The organism is Amycolatopsis speibonae (genome assembly GCF_042647925.1).
GTDB lineage: Bacteria > Actinomycetota > Actinomycetes > Mycobacteriales > Pseudonocardiaceae > Amycolatopsis > Amycolatopsis speibonae.
Genome location: NZ_JBHRWK010000105.1, coordinates 26614 through 44323, shown reverse-complemented (window position 1 = coordinate 44323; position 17710 = coordinate 26614). Strand labels below are relative to the sequence as shown.

Sequence of the window (17710 nt, the reverse complement as noted above, 5' to 3'; positions counted from 1 at the left end):
CCCTCAGCCGGTGGTCTCGCTCTAGTGACGCACGGGACCACCGGGCTGATGCATCGGGAGCCGAACTTTCTCGGGTGAAGGTGATCACCGGACGGCGGTCTCCAGCCGGACGAAGGCGAACCCGGTCGTCGCGAGCTCCTCACCCGAGGGGCCGGTGGCGGCCGGACGGCGTTCGCCGTCGTGCACCACCAGCAGACCGTGCGGGAACAGTGGGCCCAGCGGCCGGGTGGTGATCGCCGCGCCGTCGGAATGCTCGACCGAGTCGGTCCCGCGGCCGGCGACGATCCGGAAGTCGCGCCGCGCGGTGCCGGCGCTGTCGTAGACCACGAACCGCGAGTCGCCCTGGCTCGACGCGAGCAGCTTGCCGCCGGCCAGCGCCAGCCCCTCGGCGTCCGCGGTCAGCCACTTGCCGCCGAAACCAGGGTCGGGACCGTCGGCGACGCACTCCTCGGCCGCTTCGTCGAAACGCTGCGGCACCCCGAACGAACGCACCTCGTCGATCAGCTCGGGACGGCCGAACCCGCCGCCGTTCACCGGGATCCGCCAGATCCCGACGTCCTCCTGCGCGGTGTAGAGCACGCGGTGCTCGACGTCGAGCACCGAACCTTCCAGCTGCGGGCGCTCGTCCGGTTCGCCGCACGGCGACCACGTCTTCCCGTTCGGCAGCCGGAACTCCGACGGCAGGTCGATCGTGCCGATCGACGCCGTGCCGACGGTGCCGCCCGGTTTGTCGACAAGTCGCAAAAGTGCCACGCGGGTCTCGTGCCGCCGAGTCACCGCGACCCAGCGCGCGCCGGTGCGCGGGTCGCGTCCGGCGGTGAGTCCGTACGCCGTCCGCTGCTCGTCCACTTCGGACTCCGACGCGGAGAAAACCGGTGCGGCGGAAGGATCCGTGACGTCCCGCAGCACCCGTGAGCCCGCGGCGGCACCGGCGGGGTCGATCCGGTAGACGCGCACGCGGTCCCGGCCGCGGTCGCTCACGACAGCGAGGTCGCCGACGACGTCGACGTTGTTGAACCGCCCGCCCGTCGGCACGGCCAGCTGCTGGAGTTGCCGCGCCTTCAGATCGAACGCGGCCAGTCCGCCTTCCTTGAGGGTGCCGAGGACGACGCTGGCCGAAGGGTCCTTCGGGTGCACCCAGATCGCCGGGTCGTCGGCGTCGGCGTTCGCCGGGTCCGCGCCCGCGTCGTCGACGAACGCCCTGGTCTGCGCCACGGGCGACGGGTTCGGGCTCGCTTCGGCGGGCACCCCGGTGAGCAGGGAGGCCGCAACAAGGGGGACGAGGGCGATGCGCATCTTCGGGAAGCTAGCCGCGCGGGGTGTCCGGCCGGTGAACGCCGTCGGTCAGGTAGTACTGCGCGACCGGGGCCAGCATCGCGACGACCTCGTCCTCCGAGGCGGCGACCAGCGGCGGGAGCCCGATGACGTAGCGCAGCAGCGCGAACCCGACCATCTGCGCGGCGATCCCCGCCACCTGGACCTTCGGCACGCCGCGCGCCTCGGCGACCCGCGCCAGCACCGCGCGCTCCAGGAACTGCCGCATCATGGTCGCGACCTGCTCGTTCGTGGTCGCGGACCGGATCATGGCCAGGAACGGCGCGCGGCCCTCCGGGGCCTGCCACAGGCCGAGGAACGCGCGGACGAGGCGCTCGCCGATCTCGTCTTCGGGGCCTTCGAGGATCCGGGGGACGAGCTCACCGGGGTCGACCGGCAGGTTCATCGACGCGGCGAAGAGCCGTTGCTTGGTGCCGAAGAAGTGGTGCAGCAACGCGGCGTTGACCCCGGCGTCGGCCGCGATGCCGCGCACGGTCGCCCCGTCGTAACCCTGTTCGGCGAACCTGCGCCTTGCCGCGTCGAGGATCTCCTCCCGCGTCTCGTTCTGCCCCGGCCGCCGCCCCGCCTGTGCCATTCCGCGAGCTTAGAACGCCCTTGACTACGCTTGTCCCCATGTCAGTCGCAGTCAGGGTCATCCCGTGTCTCGACGTCGACGCGGGCCGTGTGGTGAAGGGCGTCAACTTCGCCGACCTGCGCGACGCTGGCGACCCCGTCGAACTCGCCGCCCGGTACGACGCCGAGGGTGCGGACGAGCTCACTTTCCTCGACGTCACGGCGTCCTCCGGGGACCGCGAGACCACCTTCGACGTCGTCCGCCGGACCGCCGAGCAGGTGTTCATCCCGCTCACCGTCGGTGGCGGCGTGCGCACGAACGACGACGTCAACCGGCTGCTGCGCACCGGCGCGGACAAGGTGAGCATCAACACCGCGGCCATCGCGCGGCCGGAGTTCCTGCGCGAGGCGTCCCGCCGGTTCGGCGCGCAGTGCGTCGTGCTGTCGGTGGACGCACGCCGGGTCCCCGAGGGCACCGAACCGACGCCGTCCGGGTTCGAGGTGACCACGCACGGCGGCCGCCGCGGCACCGGGATCGACGCCGTCGAGTGGGCCGCGCGCGGTGAAGAACTCGGCGTCGGCGAGATCCTGCTCAACTCGATGGACGCCGACGGCACCAAGAACGGCTTCGACCTCGAACTCCTGACCCAGGTGCGCGCGGCCGTCCGTGTCCCGGTGATCGCCAGTGGCGGCGCCGGTGCGCTCGAACACTTCCTGCCCGCCGTCGAGGCCGGCGCGGACGCGGTGCTCGCGGCCAGCGTGTTCCACTTCGGACAGTTGAAGATCGGTGAGGTCAAGAGCGCCCTGCGCGCCGGGGGAGTCGTGGTCCGGTGATCCCGAACAAGTGGAAGGCCTCCACCGAGGTCAAGGTCGTCTGCGCGATGCTGCTCGGCCTCGGCGCCGCGTACGTCGGGATGGCCGCGATCCTCATGTTCGCGCCGTATTCCACCGCGCGGACGTTCCTGCTGCCGGGAACCTCGGTGGTGCTCGGCGGTCTCGTCGTGGCGGGGCTGGTGCTGAGGATGCGTTCGGCGCGGTTCGCCGGTTTCGGCGTCAGCTTCCTGTTCGCGTTGCTGCACGCCCTGTCCATGCTGGCGGCGGAACTCTTCTGGGTGAAGATCGTCTCCGGGATCCTGTTCGCCGGGTACATCTACACGGCGGTCCTGCTCAACTCGATGCCGGTGAAACGGCACCTTCTCGGAGCCACGAATGACGCTTGACCCCGCCCTCTCGGATCGCTTGAAGCGCAACGCCGACGGGCTGATCGCCGCCGTCGTCGTCGAACACTCCACATCGGACGTCCTGATGATGGCGTGGATGAACGACGAGGCGCTGGAACGCACCCTCACCACCCGGCGCGGGACCTACTATTCGCGCAGCCGCGGCGAACTGTGGGCCAAGGGCGAGACCTCCGGCCACGTCCAGCACGTGCGCGAGGTGCGGATCGACTGCGACGGCGATACCGTCCTGCTGCGCGTCGACCAGACAGGCCCGGCCTGTCACACCGGCACGCACACCTGTTTCGACACCGACGAACGGCTGCTGCTGGCCGACGAGAGCGAGAACCCGTGAATGTCGTCGCCAACGTCCTGGTCGGCATCGTCGCGCTGATCCACCTGTACATCGTCGTGCTCGAAATGTTCCTGTGGACGACCCCGCGTGCCCGCGCCGCCTTCGGCACCACCGAGGAGTTCGCGAAGGAGAGCGCGCCGCTCGCGGCGAATCAGGGGCTGTACAACGGTTTCCTCGCCGCCGCGCTGATCTGGGGGTTGATCGCGACCGGCAGTACCGCTTGGCAGTTCAAGATCTTCGGCCTTGCCTGCGTGATCGTCGCCGGGCTCTACGGGACGGCGACGGCGAGCAAGAAGATCTTCTTCGTGCAGGTGGTGCCTGGCACGCTGGCACTGATCGCGGTGCTGGTCGCGGGCTGACCTCAGCGCATGAAACCGGGGAGAAGACCAGCCGGGCGCGACCGTCCGAGACGGCGCCCGCGTATCGCCGGGCGGCCTCTGTCCGCCGCGGACGTCGACGCCGTCAAAAGCCGCGCCGCGCAGTCGGTGCGCGAAGAAGTGGCCACTCCGCCGATCGAGAAACTTTCGCGCCAAAAGGTGCGAGCCGGCTTTGTCGGTGCTCTGGCTGGCCTTGTTCGTCGCCGGTCTGATAAGTGTCGACCTGCTTCGGCAGGATTCCTTGAAGATGACGAGGAACGGGGTTCAGGTAGAGGGCGCACCAAACCGAACCCTCTCGCGGTCACACTCACCTATCCGGCCGGCGCGAAGTCGTACACGATCTCGGTACCCGTGGATTCGAGGGACAGGTACCAGACCGGGACAAGATCTTTCTGTCCTACGCGGTAGGAGACCCCAAAAGATCTTGACGGTCGGGGGTAGTCTCCGCGGCGATTCCGGTGGCGGTTTCCTGACCTTTCTGACTTTCTCCGCGCTCCTCGGTTTTCCGATGTGCCTGTACGCCGCCCGGCTTTGGCGCGAACGGTATCGCTCGGCGTCGAGGACCGGCTTGCGCGAGGCCACGGCGACGGTCCGGACCGGCTTGTTCCCCAAGATCGACGTGTTCTTCGAAAACGAGTACAAATTCCTCGCCACGCGACGGTCGCTGAGGATCGCGCCCCGGGTCAAGAAGGCTCCCGTCTTCGTCGGCGGCGAAGGAACGGACATGATCGTGATCTTCCTGCGCGGCCGGTTCCACAAAGACACGCTCTACACCGTTCCCGCCAAGGAGATCGAGCCGGACACGGACTGAACCGATGGTTTCGCGTGGCTGGAGGGACGACACGCTGGTGGCCGGATCCCGCCGCGTGTCGTCCGTCTGATCACAGGTGTCGTCCCTCCAGACACACGTGTCGCCCCTCTGGTCACGCGAACTGCCCGGCGGTGCTCGTTCACCTGGTGGTGAAGGCCTCGCCGGCAGGCACCGCGAGGGGCCGAAACGCCACTCACGGGCCGACTCAGTCGATGTCCCCGGTCAGGTAGCGCTGCACCGTCGGCGCGATCGCGGTCACCAGCGGGTCGATCTCGCTCGTCGTCATCGGCTCGAACTTCGCGACGTACCGCACCAGCCCCATCCCGACCAGCTGGGAAGCGCAGAGCGAGGTCCGCAGTTCGACGCGGTCCGAGCCGAGTCCGGCGATGATCTTCGTGAAGAAGTTCTGGAAGAAGCTGCGCAGTACCAGCGCGGCCTGTTCGTGCCCGGCGACGCTGCGGACGAGCGCTTGGAACACCTCGCCGCCCGCGCCGTCCCATCGGGTGAGGAACGTCCGCACGATCCGGCGCCCGAACTCCTCGTCCGGGCCGTTCGTCAGTTCCGCGAGCAGTTCGTGCGGGTCGAACGGCAGTTTCAGCACGGCTTGGGCGAACAGCCCTTCCTTGCTGCCGAACCAGTGGTTGACCATCGCCGCGTCGACGCCGGCGCGGGTCGCGATCGCCCGCACCGTCGCACCGTCGAAGCCGTTCTCGCCGAACACCGCGCGGGCCGCTTCGATCAGCGCGGTCCGGGTGTCCTGCCCGCCGGGCCGCCGTCCCCGGCGCCGGACGGTAGTGTCTTCACCAGCCATGGCGTCATCATGAACGGACCCGGCGCGAAATTCAACAATCCTTGAATTCATCCCCCGGTCCTCGCTCGTCCGGCGGTGCAGCACAATGAGGTCCATGGTCAGCGCCGCAAACGCCAGCCCGTCGGGGCTCGGCTCGGTCAGCCCTTCGCGCGACGAGTTCCGCGCGCTCGCCGAGGGCCGACGCGTCATCCCCGTTGTCCGCCGCGTGCTCGCCGACGGTGAGACCCCCATCGGGGTCTACCGCAAGCTCGCCGCCGACCGGCCGGGGACGTTCCTGTTCGAATCGGCGGAGAACGGCGCTTCCTGGAGCCGATGGTCGTTCATCGGCGTCGACAGCCCCGCCGCGTTGACCGTGCGTGACGGCAAGGCCGTGTGGACCGGCACCCCGCCGGTCGGCCTGCCGACCGAGGGCGACCCGCTCACCGTGCTGCGCGAGACCGTCGCCGCGCTCCACACCGAGCAGCTGCCCGGCATGCCCCCGCTCACCGGCGGGATGGTCGGCTACATCGGCTACGACGCCGTCCGCTGGCTCGAACGGCTCCCCGAGCTCGCCGAGCGTGACCTCGACATCCCCGAGCTCACCATGCTCCTGGCGACCGACCTGGCCGCCTTCGACCACCACGAGGGCACGGTCACGCTGATCGCCAACGCGGTCAACTGGGACGACTCCCCCGAGCGGGTCGATGCCGCCTACGACGACGCTGTCGCGCGCCTCGGCGCGATGACCCAGCAGCTGCACGTCGCGGCCCCGGCCACGGCCGCCGTCTTCGACCGCCCGGCGCCCGAATTCACGCGCCGCCGCTCCAAGCCGGACTTCCACGCGGCCGTCGAGAAGGCCGTCGAGGCGATCAAGGCGGGTGAAGCGTTCCAGATCGTGCCGTCGCAACGCTTCGAGATCGAGACCCAGGCCGACGCGCTGGACGTCTACCGCGTGCTGCGCACGTCCAACCCGAGCCCGTACATGTACCTGCTGCGCCTGCCCGGCTTCGACATCGTCGGATCCAGCCCGGAGTCGCTGGTCACCGTGCGGGACGGCCGCGCGACCACACACCCGATCGCGGGCACCCGCTGGCGCGGCGCCGATCCGGAAGAGGACGCCCAGCTCGCCAAGGACCTGCTCGCGGACGAGAAGGAGCGCGCCGAGCACCTGATGCTCGTCGACCTCGGCCGCAACGACCTCGGCAAGGTCTGCAAGCCCGGCACCGTGCGTGTCGTCGACTTCTTCGACGTCGAGCGCTACAGCCACGTCATGCACATCGTCTCGACGGTCACCGGCGAACTCCTCGACGACAAGACGGCCTTCGACGCCGTCACCGCCTGTTTCCCGGCAGGGACGCTCTCGGGCGCGCCGAAGGTCCGCGCGATGCAGCTGATCGAGGAGCTGGAGCCGACCCGCAGGGCGCTCTACGGCGGCGTCGTCGGTTACCTCGACTTCGCCGGGGACGCCGACACGGCGATCGCGATCCGCACCGCGCTGATGAAGGACGGCGTCGCGTACGTCCAGGCGGGCGGGGGAGTGGTCGCCGACTCGGTGGCCGACTACGAGGACAACGAGTCGCTCAACAAGGCCCGCACCGTGCTGTCCGCCGTCGCGGCGGCGCAGACGATGATCGCGGCGGACGAACTCGACCCGGCGGGTGACAGCACCCGTGTCTGAGCTGCCGGAAAGCGCGGTCCCGGAAAGCGAGGCCCCGGAAAGCGCCGTCCCACCGGCGAAGAAAGCCAAGCGTCCACTGTGGATCGCCGTGGTGGGCCTGCTGCTGGGCGCGGTCGCGCTGTGGGGGTCCTCACAGCTCGTGTGGTTCGCCGAGTTCCGTGACGGCGGGGTGCGCGGCACCGTGGTGTACACGGAAATCGGTTCAACGCGGGCCGTCGCGCTGGTTCCGCTCGCGCTGCTGGCGCTGGCGGGTACGGCGGGCCTGATCGCCACCGGTGGTTGGCCACGCCGGGTGCTCGGAGTGGTACTCGCCGTGTCCGGTGTCGCCGCGGTGTGGATCGGCGTGGCGGACGGCCCGTTCACCGGATTCGCCGACGGGCTGCCCGTGGCCCAGGTGCTGGGAGCCCGCGGGCTGGCGATCCTCGGGGGAATTCTCGTGGCCGCGGGCGGGTTGGCAGCCATCAAGGGCGCGGGCCGGATGCCACGCCTCGGCGCGAAGTACTCGGCGCCGGGGACGAAGAAGCGGGCCGCGAAGGATCCGGAGACCGAGCTGTGGGAGGCGCTTTCCGAAGGCGAAGATCCCACCGCGACCCGGTGACGGCAACGGATTTCGCGGGTTTCGGGGATCTTTCCCGGCAAAGATGACACGGTTGGCATTCGGAGTAACGGACATACCCGGAACCAGGCCGTATCCGTGCGGGGGTTAGCATCATTTCGGCGGGAAGGGGAAGGTTTTTGTGAGCGACCTTGCGAAGGAATCCGTGAGTACGACGGCTGGTGAGGGACTCCGGTGAGCGTGCTCGAAGACATCGTCGCCGGCGTCCGCGCCGATCTCGCCGAGCGCGAGGCGGTTCTGCCGTTCGACGAACTGAAGAAGCGTGCGACCCAGGTCGCACCTCCCCGTGACGTGCTGGCCGCCCTGCGCGAGTCCGGCATCGGCGTCATCGCCGAGGTGAAGCGGCGCAGCCCGTCCAAGGGCGATCTGGCCGAGATCCCGGATCCGGCCGCGCTGGCGAAGGACTACGCGGACGGCGGAGCCCGGGTCATCAGCGTGCTGACCGAGCAGCGGCGGTTCGGCGGTTCGCTCGCCGACCTCGACGCGGTCCGCGCGGCGGTCGACATCCCGGTGCTGCGCAAGGACTTCATCGTCAGCCCGTACCAAGTCCACGAGGCGCGGCTGCACGGCGCGGACATGGTGCTGCTGATCGTGGCGGCGCTGGAGCAGAACGCCCTGATCGCGTTGCTGGACCGGGTCGAATCCCTCGGGATGACGGCGCTGGTCGAGATCCACAACGCCGAAGAGGCCGACAAGGCCCTCGAAGCCGGCGCGAAGGTGATCGGCGTCAACGCCCGCAACCTGCACACCCTCGAGGTCGACAGGGACGTCTTCTCACGGCTGGCCCCCGGCCTGCCGATGGACGTCTTCAAGATCGCCGAGTCCGGAGTCCGCGGCCCCGGTGACCTGATGTCCTACGCGGGTCACGGCGCCGACGCCGTCCTCGTGGGCGAAGGCCTCGTCGCTTCCGGCGACCCGAAGGGCGCGCTGGTCAAGCTGGTCACGGCCGGTTCGCACCCGGCGTGCCCGAGGCCTTCCCGATGACCACCGAATACACCGAAACACCGCACGGCGAGCACGACCCGGACGAGCGGGGCTACTACGGCCCGTACGGCGGCCGGTTCATGCCCGAGGCCCTGATCGGCGTCGTCGACGAGGTCGCGGCGGAATACGACAAGGCGAGGACCGACCCGGACTTCGTCAACGAGTTCCGACGCTTGCTGCGTGATTACGCCGGCCGTCCGTCGCTGCTCACCGAAGCCAAGCGCTTCGGTGAGCACGCCGGCGGCGCCCGGATCTTCCTCAAACGCGAGGATCTGAACCACACCGGTTCGCACAAGATCAACAACGTGCTCGGCCAGGCGCTGCTCACCAAGCGGATGGGCAAGAAGCGGGTCATCGCCGAGACCGGGGCCGGGCAGCACGGCGTGGCCACGGCCACCGCCTGCGCGCTGCTGGACCTGGAATGCATCGTCTACATGGGCGAGGTCGACACCGAGCGGCAGGCGCTGAACGTCGCCCGCATGAAGCTGCTCGGCGCCGAGGTCATCCCGGTGAAGACGGGTTCGCGCACGCTCAAGGACGCGATCAACGAGGCCCTGCGCGACTGGGTCACCAACGCCGACACCACGCACTACCTGTTCGGCACCGCGGCGGGTCCGTACCCGTTCCCGATGATGGTGCGGAACTTCCACAAGATCATCGGCGAGGAGGCCCGCGTCCAGATCCTGGAGCAGGCCGGACGCCTGCCGGACGCCGTCGCGGCCTGCGTCGGCGGCGGATCGAACGCGATCGGCATCTTCCACGGCTTCATCGACGACGCCTCCGTGCGCCTGATCGGTCTCGAACCGGGCGGCGAGGGCATCGAGGGCAACCGTCACGGCGCCACGCTGACCAAGGGCACGCCGGGCAACCTGCACGGCGCGATGACGTACCTGCTGCAGGACGAGGACGGCCAGACCGTCGAGTCGCACTCGATCTCGGCGGGCCTGGACTACCCGGGCGTCGGCCCGGAGCACTCGTGGCTCAAGGACAGCGGCCGCGCCGAGTATCGGCCGGTGACCGACGCCGAGGCGATGGACGCGTTCAAGCTGCTTTCGCGCACCGAGGGCATCATCCCGGCGATCGAGTCGGCGCACGCGCTGGCCGGCGCGCTGGTGCTCGGCCGCGAACTGGGCCCGGAGGGGCTCATCATCGTGAACCTGTCCGGTCGCGGCGACAAGGACATGGACACGGCCGCGAAGTACTTCGGCCTGGTGGAGAACGCATGAGTGGGCTGGACGACGTCTTCGCGAAGACCAAGGCCGAGGGTCGCGGAGCCCTGATCGGATACCTGCCCGCCGGGTTCCCCACGGTCGACGGCTCGAAGGACCTGCTGGCCGCGGTGGTCGACGGCGGCGCCGACCTGGTCGAGGTGGGCGTGCCCTACTCGGACCCGGTGATGGACGGCCCGACCATCCAGGCCGCGTCGGTGAGCGCGCTCTCCGGCGGCTTCAAGCTCAAGCACCTGTTCGAGGTCGTCGAGTCGGTGTCTTCGCGCGGCGGCAACGCCGTCGTGATGACGTACTGGAACCCCGTGCACCGCTACGGCGTCGACCGCTTCGCGCGGGACCTCGCCGCCGCGGGCGGGCTCGGCCTGATCACCCCCGACCTGATCCCGGACGAGGCGGACGCCTGGATCGCGGCGTCCGAGCAGCACGGTCTGGACCGGATCTTCCTGGTCGCGCCGTCCTCCTCGGAAGAGCGGATCGCGAAGACCGTCGCGGCCTCTTCGGGCTTCGTGTACGCCACCGCGGTGATGGGTGTGACAGGGGCTCGTGACCAGGTCGGCGTGCACGCCGAGGACCTGGTCGAGCGGACCCGCGCGCATACGGAACTCCCGATCGGTGTCGGGCTCGGCGTTCGTTCCGGCGAGCAGGCGGCGCAGGTCGCCGGGTTCGCGGACGGAGTCATCGTCGGCTCCGCGCTGGTCACGGCCGCGGCGAGCGGGACCGACGCGGTCCGCGAACTGTCGGCCGAACTGGCCGCCGGGGTACGGAAAACCGTCGCCCCCGCTTAAACCTCATTGCGCGTGAAGGCCCCCTTCCCTCGGCTCAGCCGCGGGAAGGGGGCCTTCACGCGCTAACAGGTCAGTGCCGCCACCGCTGTGCCTCGGTGACCTCCTTCGCGCTCGCGTGCGCGAACCGCTCGATCTCCGCCCGCCGCACGTCCACGATCGTCGTCGCCAGCGGCGCGCCGAACGCGGCGGCCAGGCCCTTGTCCGCTTCGAACGCCGCGACAGCGTCTTCCAACCGCAGAGGCAGCCGCTCGATCCCGCGCGCGGCGCGTTCGGCCTCGGTCAGCGTCCCCGGATCCACGTCCACCGGCTCCGGCAGCGACGCCTCCTCATCGGCACCCGCCATCCCGGCGAACAGCAGGGCGGCGGCCAGCAGGTACGGATTCGCGGTCAGGTCGAAGCATTTGACCTCGAGGTTCGCCGCCGACTCACGGTTGCCGGCGACCCCGCGCACCAGCCGCAGCGGCGTCTCCCGGTTCTCCAGCCCCCACGCGGCGTACACCCCGGCCCAGTGGTGCGGCTCCAGCCGCAGATAGCTGACGACCGACGGCGCCCCGATCGCGAGCAGCGCGGGCAGCCGCCGCAGGATGCCCGCGCTGAACGACTCGGCGACCGGCGTCAGCCCGAAAATCCTTTCCCCGCCGGAGAAGAGGTTCCGCCCACCGTCCCAGACGCTCAGATGCACGTGTCCGCCGTTGCCGACGCCGTCGGGCGCGAACTTCGGGGTGAAGGACGCTTTCAGCCCGTGCCGGTGGCTGAGCGCGCGGATCGTCTCCTTCGTCAGGACGGCGATATCGGCCGCGCGCACCGGATCGGCGGCGCCGACGGACAGTTCGAACTGGCCGTCGGCGTACTCGGGATGGATCTGCTCCACCCCGGCCCCCTGCTGGTCCAAAGTGGACACCAGCGCGCGGAGATAGTCCGCGTGCTCGGAAAGCCTCGCGTAGCCGTAGGCCGGGCCCGCGGTGGCGGACGTCGGATCGTCCGGGGCGTCGGCGCTGGTGACCACCCATTCGAGTTCGAAACTCATCCTCGCCCGGTGACCGCGCGCGGCAAGCCGCTCCACCGCCGTCGCCAGCAGCGCGCGCGGGTCCTGCGGATGCGGCTCGCCTTCCTGGTCGAGTTTCGTCACCGGCGCCCAGGCCCAGCCGGGCTGCCCGGCGAGCACGGTCAGCGCGTCGAGGTCCGGATGCAGCCGCAGGTCGCCGACCGGCCCGAGGGAATGCTCGCCGCCGGTGATGACGTCGTCGTAACCGAAGAAGTCGAAGGATTTCGAAGCACCGACACCCCACGCGGCCGCGGACGGCAGTTTCCGCAGCGGTACCGCCTTGACCCTGGCGATCCCGGCGTTGTCCACGAAGGTCAGCGCCACGAGTTCGACACCCTTCGCCCGGAGATCCGCGGTGAGGGCGGTCGCGCGGGCGGTCAGTTCTTCCCGGTTCACCATGGTTCCTCATCCTGGCCTCATCGCGGGCCCCTTGCCATGCCCGGATCCGGCCATAGGGTGAGGCGCGATTCGTCGATCACGAGAAGGGACGCGCTCATGCCGGGACCCGGGATCCTGCCGTTCGTGGCCGCGACGCGGTTGGTGGACCACCACTGCCACGGCGTCGTCACCGGAGACCTGGGCCGGATCGAGTTCGAGCAGATGCTCACCGAGGCCGACACCGTCTCGTCACTGGGCACGACCCTGTTCGACTCGCTGATCGGACTCGCGGTCCGGGCCCGCTGCGCCCCGATGCTGGACCTGCCGCCGCACGTCCCCGCGGAGGTCTACCTCGCCCGTCGCGCCGAACTGGGCGCCGCCGAGGTCAACGCGCGATTCCTGCGCGCCACCGGCACGGCCGAGTTCCTGCTCGACGGCGGGTTCCTGCCGGACTCGCTGACCACGACCGAGCAGTTCGCGCATCTGTCCGGGGCCCGCGCGCGGGACATCGTCCGGCTCGAACAGGTCGCCGAAGCGGTGATCGAGTCCACCACGGCGGCCGGGTTCGCCTCGGCCTTCGCCGGGGAACTGGCGAAACGTGCCACGACGGCGGTGGGGTTCAAGTCCATCGCCGCCTACCGGGTCGGCCTCGAACTGGCGGGGGAGCGGCCCACGGACGCCGAAGTCGCCGAAGCGGCGGGCCGCTGGCTCGCCCGGATCGAGGCGGGCGAACCGGTCCGGCTCGCCGACGAGGTGCTGCACCGGTTCCTCGTCTGGACCGGGATCGAGCTGGCCTTGCCGATCCAGTTCCATGTCGGCTTCGGAGATTCCGACGTGGACCTGCACCGGTGCGATCCGCTGCTGCTCACCGGGCTGCTGCGGGCGACAAGGTCACGCGGAGTGCCGATCCTGTTGCTGCACAACTATCCCTTCCACCGGAACGCCGCGTATCTGGCGCAGGTCTTCGAGCACGTGTTCATGGACGTGGGGCTCGCGACGCACAACGTCGGTCACCGTGCGCCCGAGATCATCGCGGAGACAATGGAGATAGTGCCGTTCGGGAAGCTGCTGTTCTCCACGGACGCGTTCGGGCTGGCCGAGCTGTACCACCTCGGCACCGCGTTGTTCCGGCAGGGACTGTCGGATTTCCTGTACGCGGGGCTCACCGCGGACGTACTGTCCGAAGTGGACGCACATCGGATAGTGGCGCTGGTGGGGCACCGCAACGCCGAACGGGTGTACGGGCTGGAGGGGACATGACGGAACTGGACGAACTGCAGGACCGGTGGGAGGCCGCGGTCGAGGCGGAGCTGCCGTCCGCGATCGGGTTGCGGCACCGGGTGCACGCCGATCCGCGCGCGTCGGGGGACGAAGAGGACACCACGCGGGTCCTCGTCGAAGCGCTGGGCGCCGACGAAGGGGTCTTGGTCGCCAAGACCGGGCGCGCCGTGCTGTTCCCCGGCAGCGGGCCGGGACCGGCGGTGGCGCTGCGCACCGAACTGGACGCGCTGCCGGTCACCGAGCGCACCGGGGTCCCGTGGGCTTCGGAGACGCCGCTGATGCACGCGTGCGGGCACGACGTGCACATGGCCGCGCTCGTCGCCACCTGCCGCGCGGCGGCCGCCGTCGGGATACCGCGGCCGATCCTCGCGCTCCTGCAGCCGCGTGAGGAGACTTCGCCGTCCGGCGCGCTGGACATCGTCGACTCCGGCGTCCTCACCGAGTACGGCGTCGGCGCTGTCATCGGCGCGCACGTCCAGCCGCGGCTCGCGGCGGGTGTCGTGTCGGCCGTGCCCGGACCGGTCAACGCCTCGACGGACGAGTTCGACGTGATCGTCCGCGGCCAGGGCGGGCACGCCGGCTACCCGCACCTGCTGCGCGACCCGATCCTCGCGCTCAGCCAGCTCGTGGTGAGCCTGCAGCAGCTCGCGAGCCGCCGGGTCGACCCGGTGTTCGGCGCGGTCTGCTCGGTCGGCCGGATCGAGGCGGGACGGACGGCGAACGTCGTGCCGAACGAGGCCCGCCTGTCCGGCTCGCTGCGGCTGATGCGCGCCGAGGACCGCGACCTCGCGCTGGAAGGGCTCGCCGAGATCGTCCACGGCACCGCGAAAGCGCACGGCTGCCGGGCGGAACTGGAGATCAGCCCGTGCGAACCGGTGCTGCACAACGACGCCGGGCTCACCCGGCGCGCGCACCGGCGGCTCGTCCGGGCGGGGGCGGGTGTGGACACCGATTTCCGGTCGTTCGGCGCCGACGACTTCGCGCACTACTGCGGGATGACGCGCGGGCTGATGATGTTCGTCGGCCTCGGCGACACCGCGGGCGCGCCCAGCCTGCACGACGAACTGTTCCTGCCGCCCGACTCCGCCATCCGGCAGGTCGCGTCGGCGCTGATCGCAGGCTATTTGGCCGCCGTCGAGGGCTGACGGTCCCCAGAAGTGGATGAAGCGCTACGGTGGCCGACGTGAATACCGCCTCGGCAGCGTTCCTCGCGACCATCCCCAGCCCCGACCAGGGCGTCTGGCATATCGGGCCGGTCCCGATCCGGGCGTACGCCTTGTGCATCATCGCCGGCATCATCGTGGCGATCTGGCTGGGCGAGCGGCGCTGGGTGAACCGCGGCGGCACGAAGGGCACCGTCATCGACGTCGCCGTCTTCGCGGTGCCGTTCGGCCTGGTCGGCGGGCGGTTGTACCACGTCATCACCGACAACCAGCTGTACTTCGGCGAGGGCAAGAACCCGATCGACGCGCTGAAGATCTGGGACGGCGGCCTCGGCATCTGGGGCGCGGTCGCGCTCGGCGCGGTCGGCGCGCTGATCGCCTGCCGCCGCCGGGGGATCCCGCTGCCCGCGATGGCGGACACGCTCGCGCCGGGGCTCGTGATCGCGCAGGCCATCGGGCGGCTCGGCAACTACTTCAACCAGGAGCTCTACGGCGCGCACACCGACCTGCCGTGGGGCCTGGAGATCTACCAGCGCATCAACGTGAACAACCCGGACGACTTCCTGAACGGCGTCGCGATCGGGCACATCCCGCTGCAGGACAGCCCGGTGCACCCGACGTTCCTCTACGAGCTGATCTGGAACCTCGGTGTCGCGCTGCTGGTCATCTGGGCGGACAAGAAGTTCCGCCTCGGCCACGGCCGCGTGTTCGCGCTGTACGTCGCCGGGTACACCGCCGGCCGGTTCTGGATCGAGCTGATGCGGACCGACACCGCGAACCACATCCTGGGCCTGCGGGTCAACGTGTGGACCTCGATCCTCCTGTTCGTCGCGGCGATCGTGTACTTCGTCCTGGCCGCCAAGCGGGGGCCGCGGGAAGCGCCGGAAACGCTGTGGAGCAAGGACGTGCCGCGCGAAGACGAGTCCGAGCCCGCCTCCGAGGTTTCGGAACCCAAGGACGAAGCACACGCGGAAGTCGCCGCGGCTCCGGACACGGTCCGGGACTCCGCCGCCGACAAGGCGACCGAGGACCCGAAGCCCGAGGCCGAAAAGTAGCGCTCCGAGCAAGTCCGTGAAGGCCTCCTTCCCTACGCTCAAGGTAGGCAAGGAGGCCTTCACTACTCACGACCAGCGGTCGTGAGTGGCAAGTGTCGTTCTAACGCGACTTACCACTCACGACCCCGGCGCTCGGTGCCTCAGGGGGAGACCAGGCCCCGCCCCGTCACCAGAGGCAAATCCAGCGCGGTCAGCAGCCCGGGCGGAGCCGCAACCACCGCAGGGATCGCGTTCACCAGCCGCATCGCGGTCGCCTTCAGCCCGGCCGTGTTGTGGTCGCCGTCGGTCCCGACCAAGCGCAGGTCCAGCACGTAGTTGGGCTCCCCGGTCACCTGGACGCGGTAGCAGCCCTGCCCGGACGGCTGCGGCCAGTCGGGGCCGAGGTCGCCCCGAAGGCGCGTGATGTGCTCCAGCACGCACACCGCCCGTCCGCCGCGCATGCCGCGCACCTCGAACCGCAGCGCCGCCGCAGTGCCCTCTTTGATCGTCCCTGAGGCGATCTCGAACGTCTCGGGTGCCGGAAGCCGCTCGTAGACCTCCTCGACGGCGTCGAGTTCGACGTCCAGCCCGGCCGCGAGCTGCCGCACGACGCTGCCCCAGGCCAGCGACAGCACACCAGGCTGCAGCAGCAGGGGAAGGTCTTCCATCTCCCGCCCGAAGCCCATGATGTCGAACAGCACCTTGGCCTGGTCGTACGTCGAGTAGTCGAGGATCTCCAGACAGCGAACCTCGTCGATCCGTTCGCACACGCCGGTGAGCACCAGCGGCAGCCAGTCGTTGGCGAAACCGGGGTCGATGCCGTTGACCCACAGCGAAGCACCGCCTTCGCGGGCGGCCTCGCGGATCGGCTCGATCAGCTCCGGCGGGACGACACCTTCGGGGTACTGGAGGAACACCGGACTGCTGGACACCACGTTGATCCCCGCGCGCAGGAACCGTTTCAGGTCCTCGACGGCTTCGACGAGCCTGTCGTCGGCCATCGCGGTGTAGAGCACGCAATCCGGTTTCAGCGCGATGAGCGCGTCCGCGTCGGTCGTCGCCTCGACTCCGAGCGAGCGCCCGAGCCCGGCCAGCTCCCCGGCGTCCACGCCCGCCTTGGCCTCGCTCGAAACCCAGACCCCGGCGAGTTCGAGATCGGGCCGGGCGTCGATCCCCGCCAGCGCGTGACGCCCGACGTTCCCGGTACTCCACTGGACCACGCGCACGGCGTTCGCCTCCTACAGATCGGGCAGGCCCAGTTCCAGGTTCGGGGCCTGCAGTCCACCGTCGACTTCGACGATCTTGCCGGTGACGTACCGGCCCGCGCGCGACGCCAGGAACACGACGGTGGCCGCGATGTCCTCGGCCTCGCCGATCCGGCCCAGCGGCGTGGCGGCTTCCATCCGGCCGCGCAGCTCGTCGTTGCCCACCACCACGCCGAGCGCGGACGTCGCGACCGAGCCGACGGAGATCGCGTTCACCCGCACCTTCGGCGCGAGGTCGGCCGCCGCGAGCCGCGTGTAGTGCGCCAGCGCGGCCTTCGCCGTCCCGTACGCGGCGAAGCCACGGCCGGTCACGCGGCCCATGACCGACGAGATGTTGACGACCGACCCGCCCGCCTCCAGTAAGGACGGTGCCGCCGCGACGGTCAGCGCGTGCGCGGTGGAGACGTTGAAGCGAAAGGCTTCTTCGAGGAATTCGGTACCGGTTTCCAGCAGCGGCCGGGGATAGGTGCCGCCGACGTTGTTGACCACCAGGTCCAGCCGTCCGAATGCCACTGTCGCGATCCGCGCCAGCTCGGCCGCGGCGGCCGGATCGCTCAGGTCGGCGGGGACCACGTGGGCACGCCTGCCGGTGGCGGCGACCAGGGCCGCCACGTCGTCGAGCTGGGTTTCGGTGCGGGACGAGATCACCACGTCGGCGCCCGCCTCGGCGAGCGCCACGGCCGTCGCCGCGCCGATCCCGCGTCCGGCGCCGGTGACCACGGCGACCTGGTCGGTGAGCCGGAAACGGTCCAGGATCATGCACGGAACTGTAACACGTTCTAGTTCACTGTCCCAGTGAGCGGAGAGTGTCCGGA

The 17710-nt window shown here is 70.1% G+C and carries 19 protein-coding genes; 13 read left to right on the top strand and 6 right to left on the bottom strand.

Features of this window, described 5'->3' with window-relative positions:
• Window positions 1-84: 84 nt before the first annotated feature.
• Both ACFOSH_RS40975 and ACFOSH_RS40970 read right to left on the bottom strand, forming a co-directional pair.
• Complete coding sequence (locus ACFOSH_RS40975) at window positions 85-1296, bottom strand: phytase (RefSeq protein WP_378246663.1); 1212 nt, start codon at window positions 1294-1296, stop codon at window positions 85-87.
• 10 nt (window positions 1297-1306) lie between these two features.
• Window positions 1307-1909: a TetR/AcrR family transcriptional regulator gene (locus ACFOSH_RS40970; RefSeq protein WP_378246661.1), complete on the bottom strand. Its 603-nt coding sequence runs from the start codon at window positions 1907-1909 to the stop codon at window positions 1307-1309.
• 38 nt (window positions 1910-1947) lie between these two features.
• Between ACFOSH_RS40970 and hisF the strand changes: the two genes are divergently transcribed.
• The 5 genes from hisF to ACFOSH_RS40945 all read left to right on the top strand — a co-directional run bounded on the left by hisF (window position 1948) and on the right by ACFOSH_RS40945 (window position 4647).
• Window positions 1948-2721, top strand: a complete 774-nt coding sequence (gene hisF / locus ACFOSH_RS40965) for an imidazole glycerol phosphate synthase subunit HisF (protein WP_378246659.1) — start codon at window positions 1948-1950, stop codon at window positions 2719-2721.
• On the top strand, window positions 2718-3107 hold the full coding sequence (locus ACFOSH_RS40960) for a hypothetical protein (protein WP_378246657.1): 390 nt from the start codon (window positions 2718-2720) through the stop codon (window positions 3105-3107). Before hisF ends, ACFOSH_RS40960 begins: the two co-directional genes overlap by 4 nt.
• The gene (hisI, locus tag ACFOSH_RS40955; protein ID WP_378246655.1) at window positions 3097-3459 is read left to right on the top strand and encodes a phosphoribosyl-AMP cyclohydrolase; all 363 of its coding nucleotides are present in this window, start codon (window positions 3097-3099) and stop codon (window positions 3457-3459) included. The genes ACFOSH_RS40960 and hisI overlap by 11 nt, the downstream gene beginning before the upstream one ends.
• Window positions 3456-3818, top strand: coding sequence for a DUF1304 domain-containing protein (locus ACFOSH_RS40950; protein WP_378246653.1), 363 nt, complete (start codon window positions 3456-3458; stop codon window positions 3816-3818). Before hisI ends, ACFOSH_RS40950 begins: the two co-directional genes overlap by 4 nt.
• A 442-nt stretch (window positions 3819-4260) precedes the next feature.
• Window positions 4261-4647 carry a hypothetical protein gene (locus ACFOSH_RS40945; RefSeq protein WP_378246651.1) on the top strand — a complete coding sequence of 129 codons (387 nt, stop codon included), beginning with the start codon at window positions 4261-4263 and terminating at the stop codon, window positions 4645-4647.
• Between the two features lie 205 nt (window positions 4648-4852).
• On the opposite strand, the gene ACFOSH_RS40940 is transcribed toward ACFOSH_RS40945, so the two are convergent.
• Entirely contained in the window at window positions 4853-5458 is a 606-nt protein-coding gene (locus ACFOSH_RS40940) for a TetR/AcrR family transcriptional regulator (RefSeq protein ID WP_378246649.1), read from the bottom strand.
• 94 nt (window positions 5459-5552) lie between these two features.
• On the opposite strand from ACFOSH_RS40940, the gene ACFOSH_RS40935 reads away from it, so the two are divergent.
• The 5 genes from ACFOSH_RS40935 (at window position 5553) to trpA (ending at window position 10729) form a co-directional block, all read left to right on the top strand.
• A complete protein-coding gene (locus ACFOSH_RS40935) occupies window positions 5553-7115 on the top strand; it encodes an anthranilate synthase component I (RefSeq protein WP_378246647.1) in 1563 nt (520 codons plus the stop codon).
• A complete protein-coding gene (locus ACFOSH_RS40930; protein ID WP_378246645.1) occupies window positions 7108-7713 on the top strand; it encodes a Trp biosynthesis-associated membrane protein in 606 nt (201 codons plus the stop codon). Before ACFOSH_RS40935 ends, ACFOSH_RS40930 begins: the two co-directional genes overlap by 8 nt.
• A 192-nt stretch (window positions 7714-7905) precedes the next feature.
• Window positions 7906-8715 carry an indole-3-glycerol phosphate synthase TrpC gene (trpC, locus tag ACFOSH_RS40925; protein ID WP_020630310.1) on the top strand — a complete coding sequence of 270 codons (810 nt, stop codon included), beginning with the start codon at window positions 7906-7908 and terminating at the stop codon, window positions 8713-8715.
• Window positions 8694-9941 (top strand): tryptophan synthase subunit beta, encoded by a 1248-nt coding sequence (gene trpB / locus ACFOSH_RS40920; protein ID WP_378246643.1) that lies wholly within the window; start codon window positions 8694-8696, stop codon window positions 9939-9941. The genes trpC and trpB overlap by 22 nt, the downstream gene beginning before the upstream one ends.
• Window positions 9938-10729 (top strand): tryptophan synthase subunit alpha, encoded by a 792-nt coding sequence (gene trpA / locus ACFOSH_RS40915; protein WP_378246641.1) that lies wholly within the window; start codon window positions 9938-9940, stop codon window positions 10727-10729. The genes trpB and trpA overlap by 4 nt, the downstream gene beginning before the upstream one ends.
• A gap of 70 nt (window positions 10730-10799) precedes the next feature.
• On the opposite strand, the gene ACFOSH_RS40910 is transcribed toward trpA, so the two are convergent.
• Window positions 10800-12173 carry a glutamine synthetase family protein gene (locus ACFOSH_RS40910; RefSeq protein ID WP_378246639.1) on the bottom strand — a complete coding sequence of 458 codons (1374 nt, stop codon included), beginning with the start codon at window positions 12171-12173 and terminating at the stop codon, window positions 10800-10802.
• A gap of 96 nt (window positions 12174-12269) precedes the next feature.
• Between ACFOSH_RS40910 and ACFOSH_RS40905 the strand changes: the two genes are divergently transcribed.
• From ACFOSH_RS40905 to lgt, 3 genes are read left to right on the top strand one after another with little or no spacing between them, the layout of a single operon-like run.
• Window positions 12270-13412: an amidohydrolase family protein gene (locus ACFOSH_RS40905; RefSeq protein ID WP_378246638.1), complete on the top strand. Its 1143-nt coding sequence runs from the start codon at window positions 12270-12272 to the stop codon at window positions 13410-13412.
• Complete coding sequence (locus ACFOSH_RS40900) at window positions 13409-14578, top strand: M20 metallopeptidase family protein (RefSeq protein WP_378246636.1); 1170 nt, start codon at window positions 13409-13411, stop codon at window positions 14576-14578. The genes ACFOSH_RS40905 and ACFOSH_RS40900 overlap by 4 nt, the downstream gene beginning before the upstream one ends.
• Window positions 14579-14607: 29 nt before the next feature.
• Entirely contained in the window at window positions 14608-15651 is a 1044-nt protein-coding gene (lgt, locus tag ACFOSH_RS40895; protein ID WP_378246634.1) for a prolipoprotein diacylglyceryl transferase, read from the top strand.
• A gap of 140 nt (window positions 15652-15791) precedes the next feature.
• Here the strand turns inward: lgt and ACFOSH_RS40890 are convergent, their stop codons facing one another.
• Window positions 15792-16856, bottom strand: coding sequence for an NAD(P)H-dependent amine dehydrogenase family protein (locus ACFOSH_RS40890; RefSeq protein ID WP_378246632.1), 1065 nt, complete (start codon window positions 16854-16856; stop codon window positions 15792-15794).
• Between the two features lie 12 nt (window positions 16857-16868).
• Window positions 16869-17654 carry an SDR family oxidoreductase gene (locus ACFOSH_RS40885; protein WP_378246630.1) on the bottom strand — a complete coding sequence of 262 codons (786 nt, stop codon included), beginning with the start codon at window positions 17652-17654 and terminating at the stop codon, window positions 16869-16871.
• Between the last annotated feature and the right edge of the window lie 56 nt (window positions 17655-17710).

Coding starts and splice junctions, on each gene's coding strand:
- ACFOSH_RS40975 (WP_378246663.1), bottom strand. CDS start 1,296: ATGCGCATCGCCCTCGTCCCCCTTGTTGCGGCCTCCCTGCTCACCGGG.
- ACFOSH_RS40970 (WP_378246661.1), bottom strand. CDS start 1,909: ATGGCACAGGCGGGGCGGCGGCCGGGGCAGAACGAGACGCGGGAGGAG.
- hisF (WP_378246659.1), top strand. CDS start 1,948: ATGTCAGTCGCAGTCAGGGTCATCCCGTGTCTCGACGTCGACGCGGGC.
- hisI (WP_378246655.1), top strand. CDS start 3,097: ATGACGCTTGACCCCGCCCTCTCGGATCGCTTGAAGCGCAACGCCGAC.
- ACFOSH_RS40940 (WP_378246649.1), bottom strand. CDS start 5,458: ATGGCTGGTGAAGACACTACCGTCCGGCGCCGGGGACGGCGGCCCGGC.
- ACFOSH_RS40935 (WP_378246647.1), top strand. CDS start 5,553: ATGGTCAGCGCCGCAAACGCCAGCCCGTCGGGGCTCGGCTCGGTCAGC.
- trpA (WP_378246641.1), top strand. CDS start 9,938: ATGAGTGGGCTGGACGACGTCTTCGCGAAGACCAAGGCCGAGGGTCGC.
- ACFOSH_RS40910 (WP_378246639.1), bottom strand. CDS start 12,173: ATGGTGAACCGGGAAGAACTGACCGCCCGCGCGACCGCCCTCACCGCG.
- ACFOSH_RS40905 (WP_378246638.1), top strand. CDS start 12,270: ATGCCGGGACCCGGGATCCTGCCGTTCGTGGCCGCGACGCGGTTGGTG.
- ACFOSH_RS40900 (WP_378246636.1), top strand. CDS start 13,409: ATGACGGAACTGGACGAACTGCAGGACCGGTGGGAGGCCGCGGTCGAG.
- ACFOSH_RS40885 (WP_378246630.1), bottom strand. CDS start 17,654: ATGATCCTGGACCGTTTCCGGCTCACCGACCAGGTCGCCGTGGTCACC.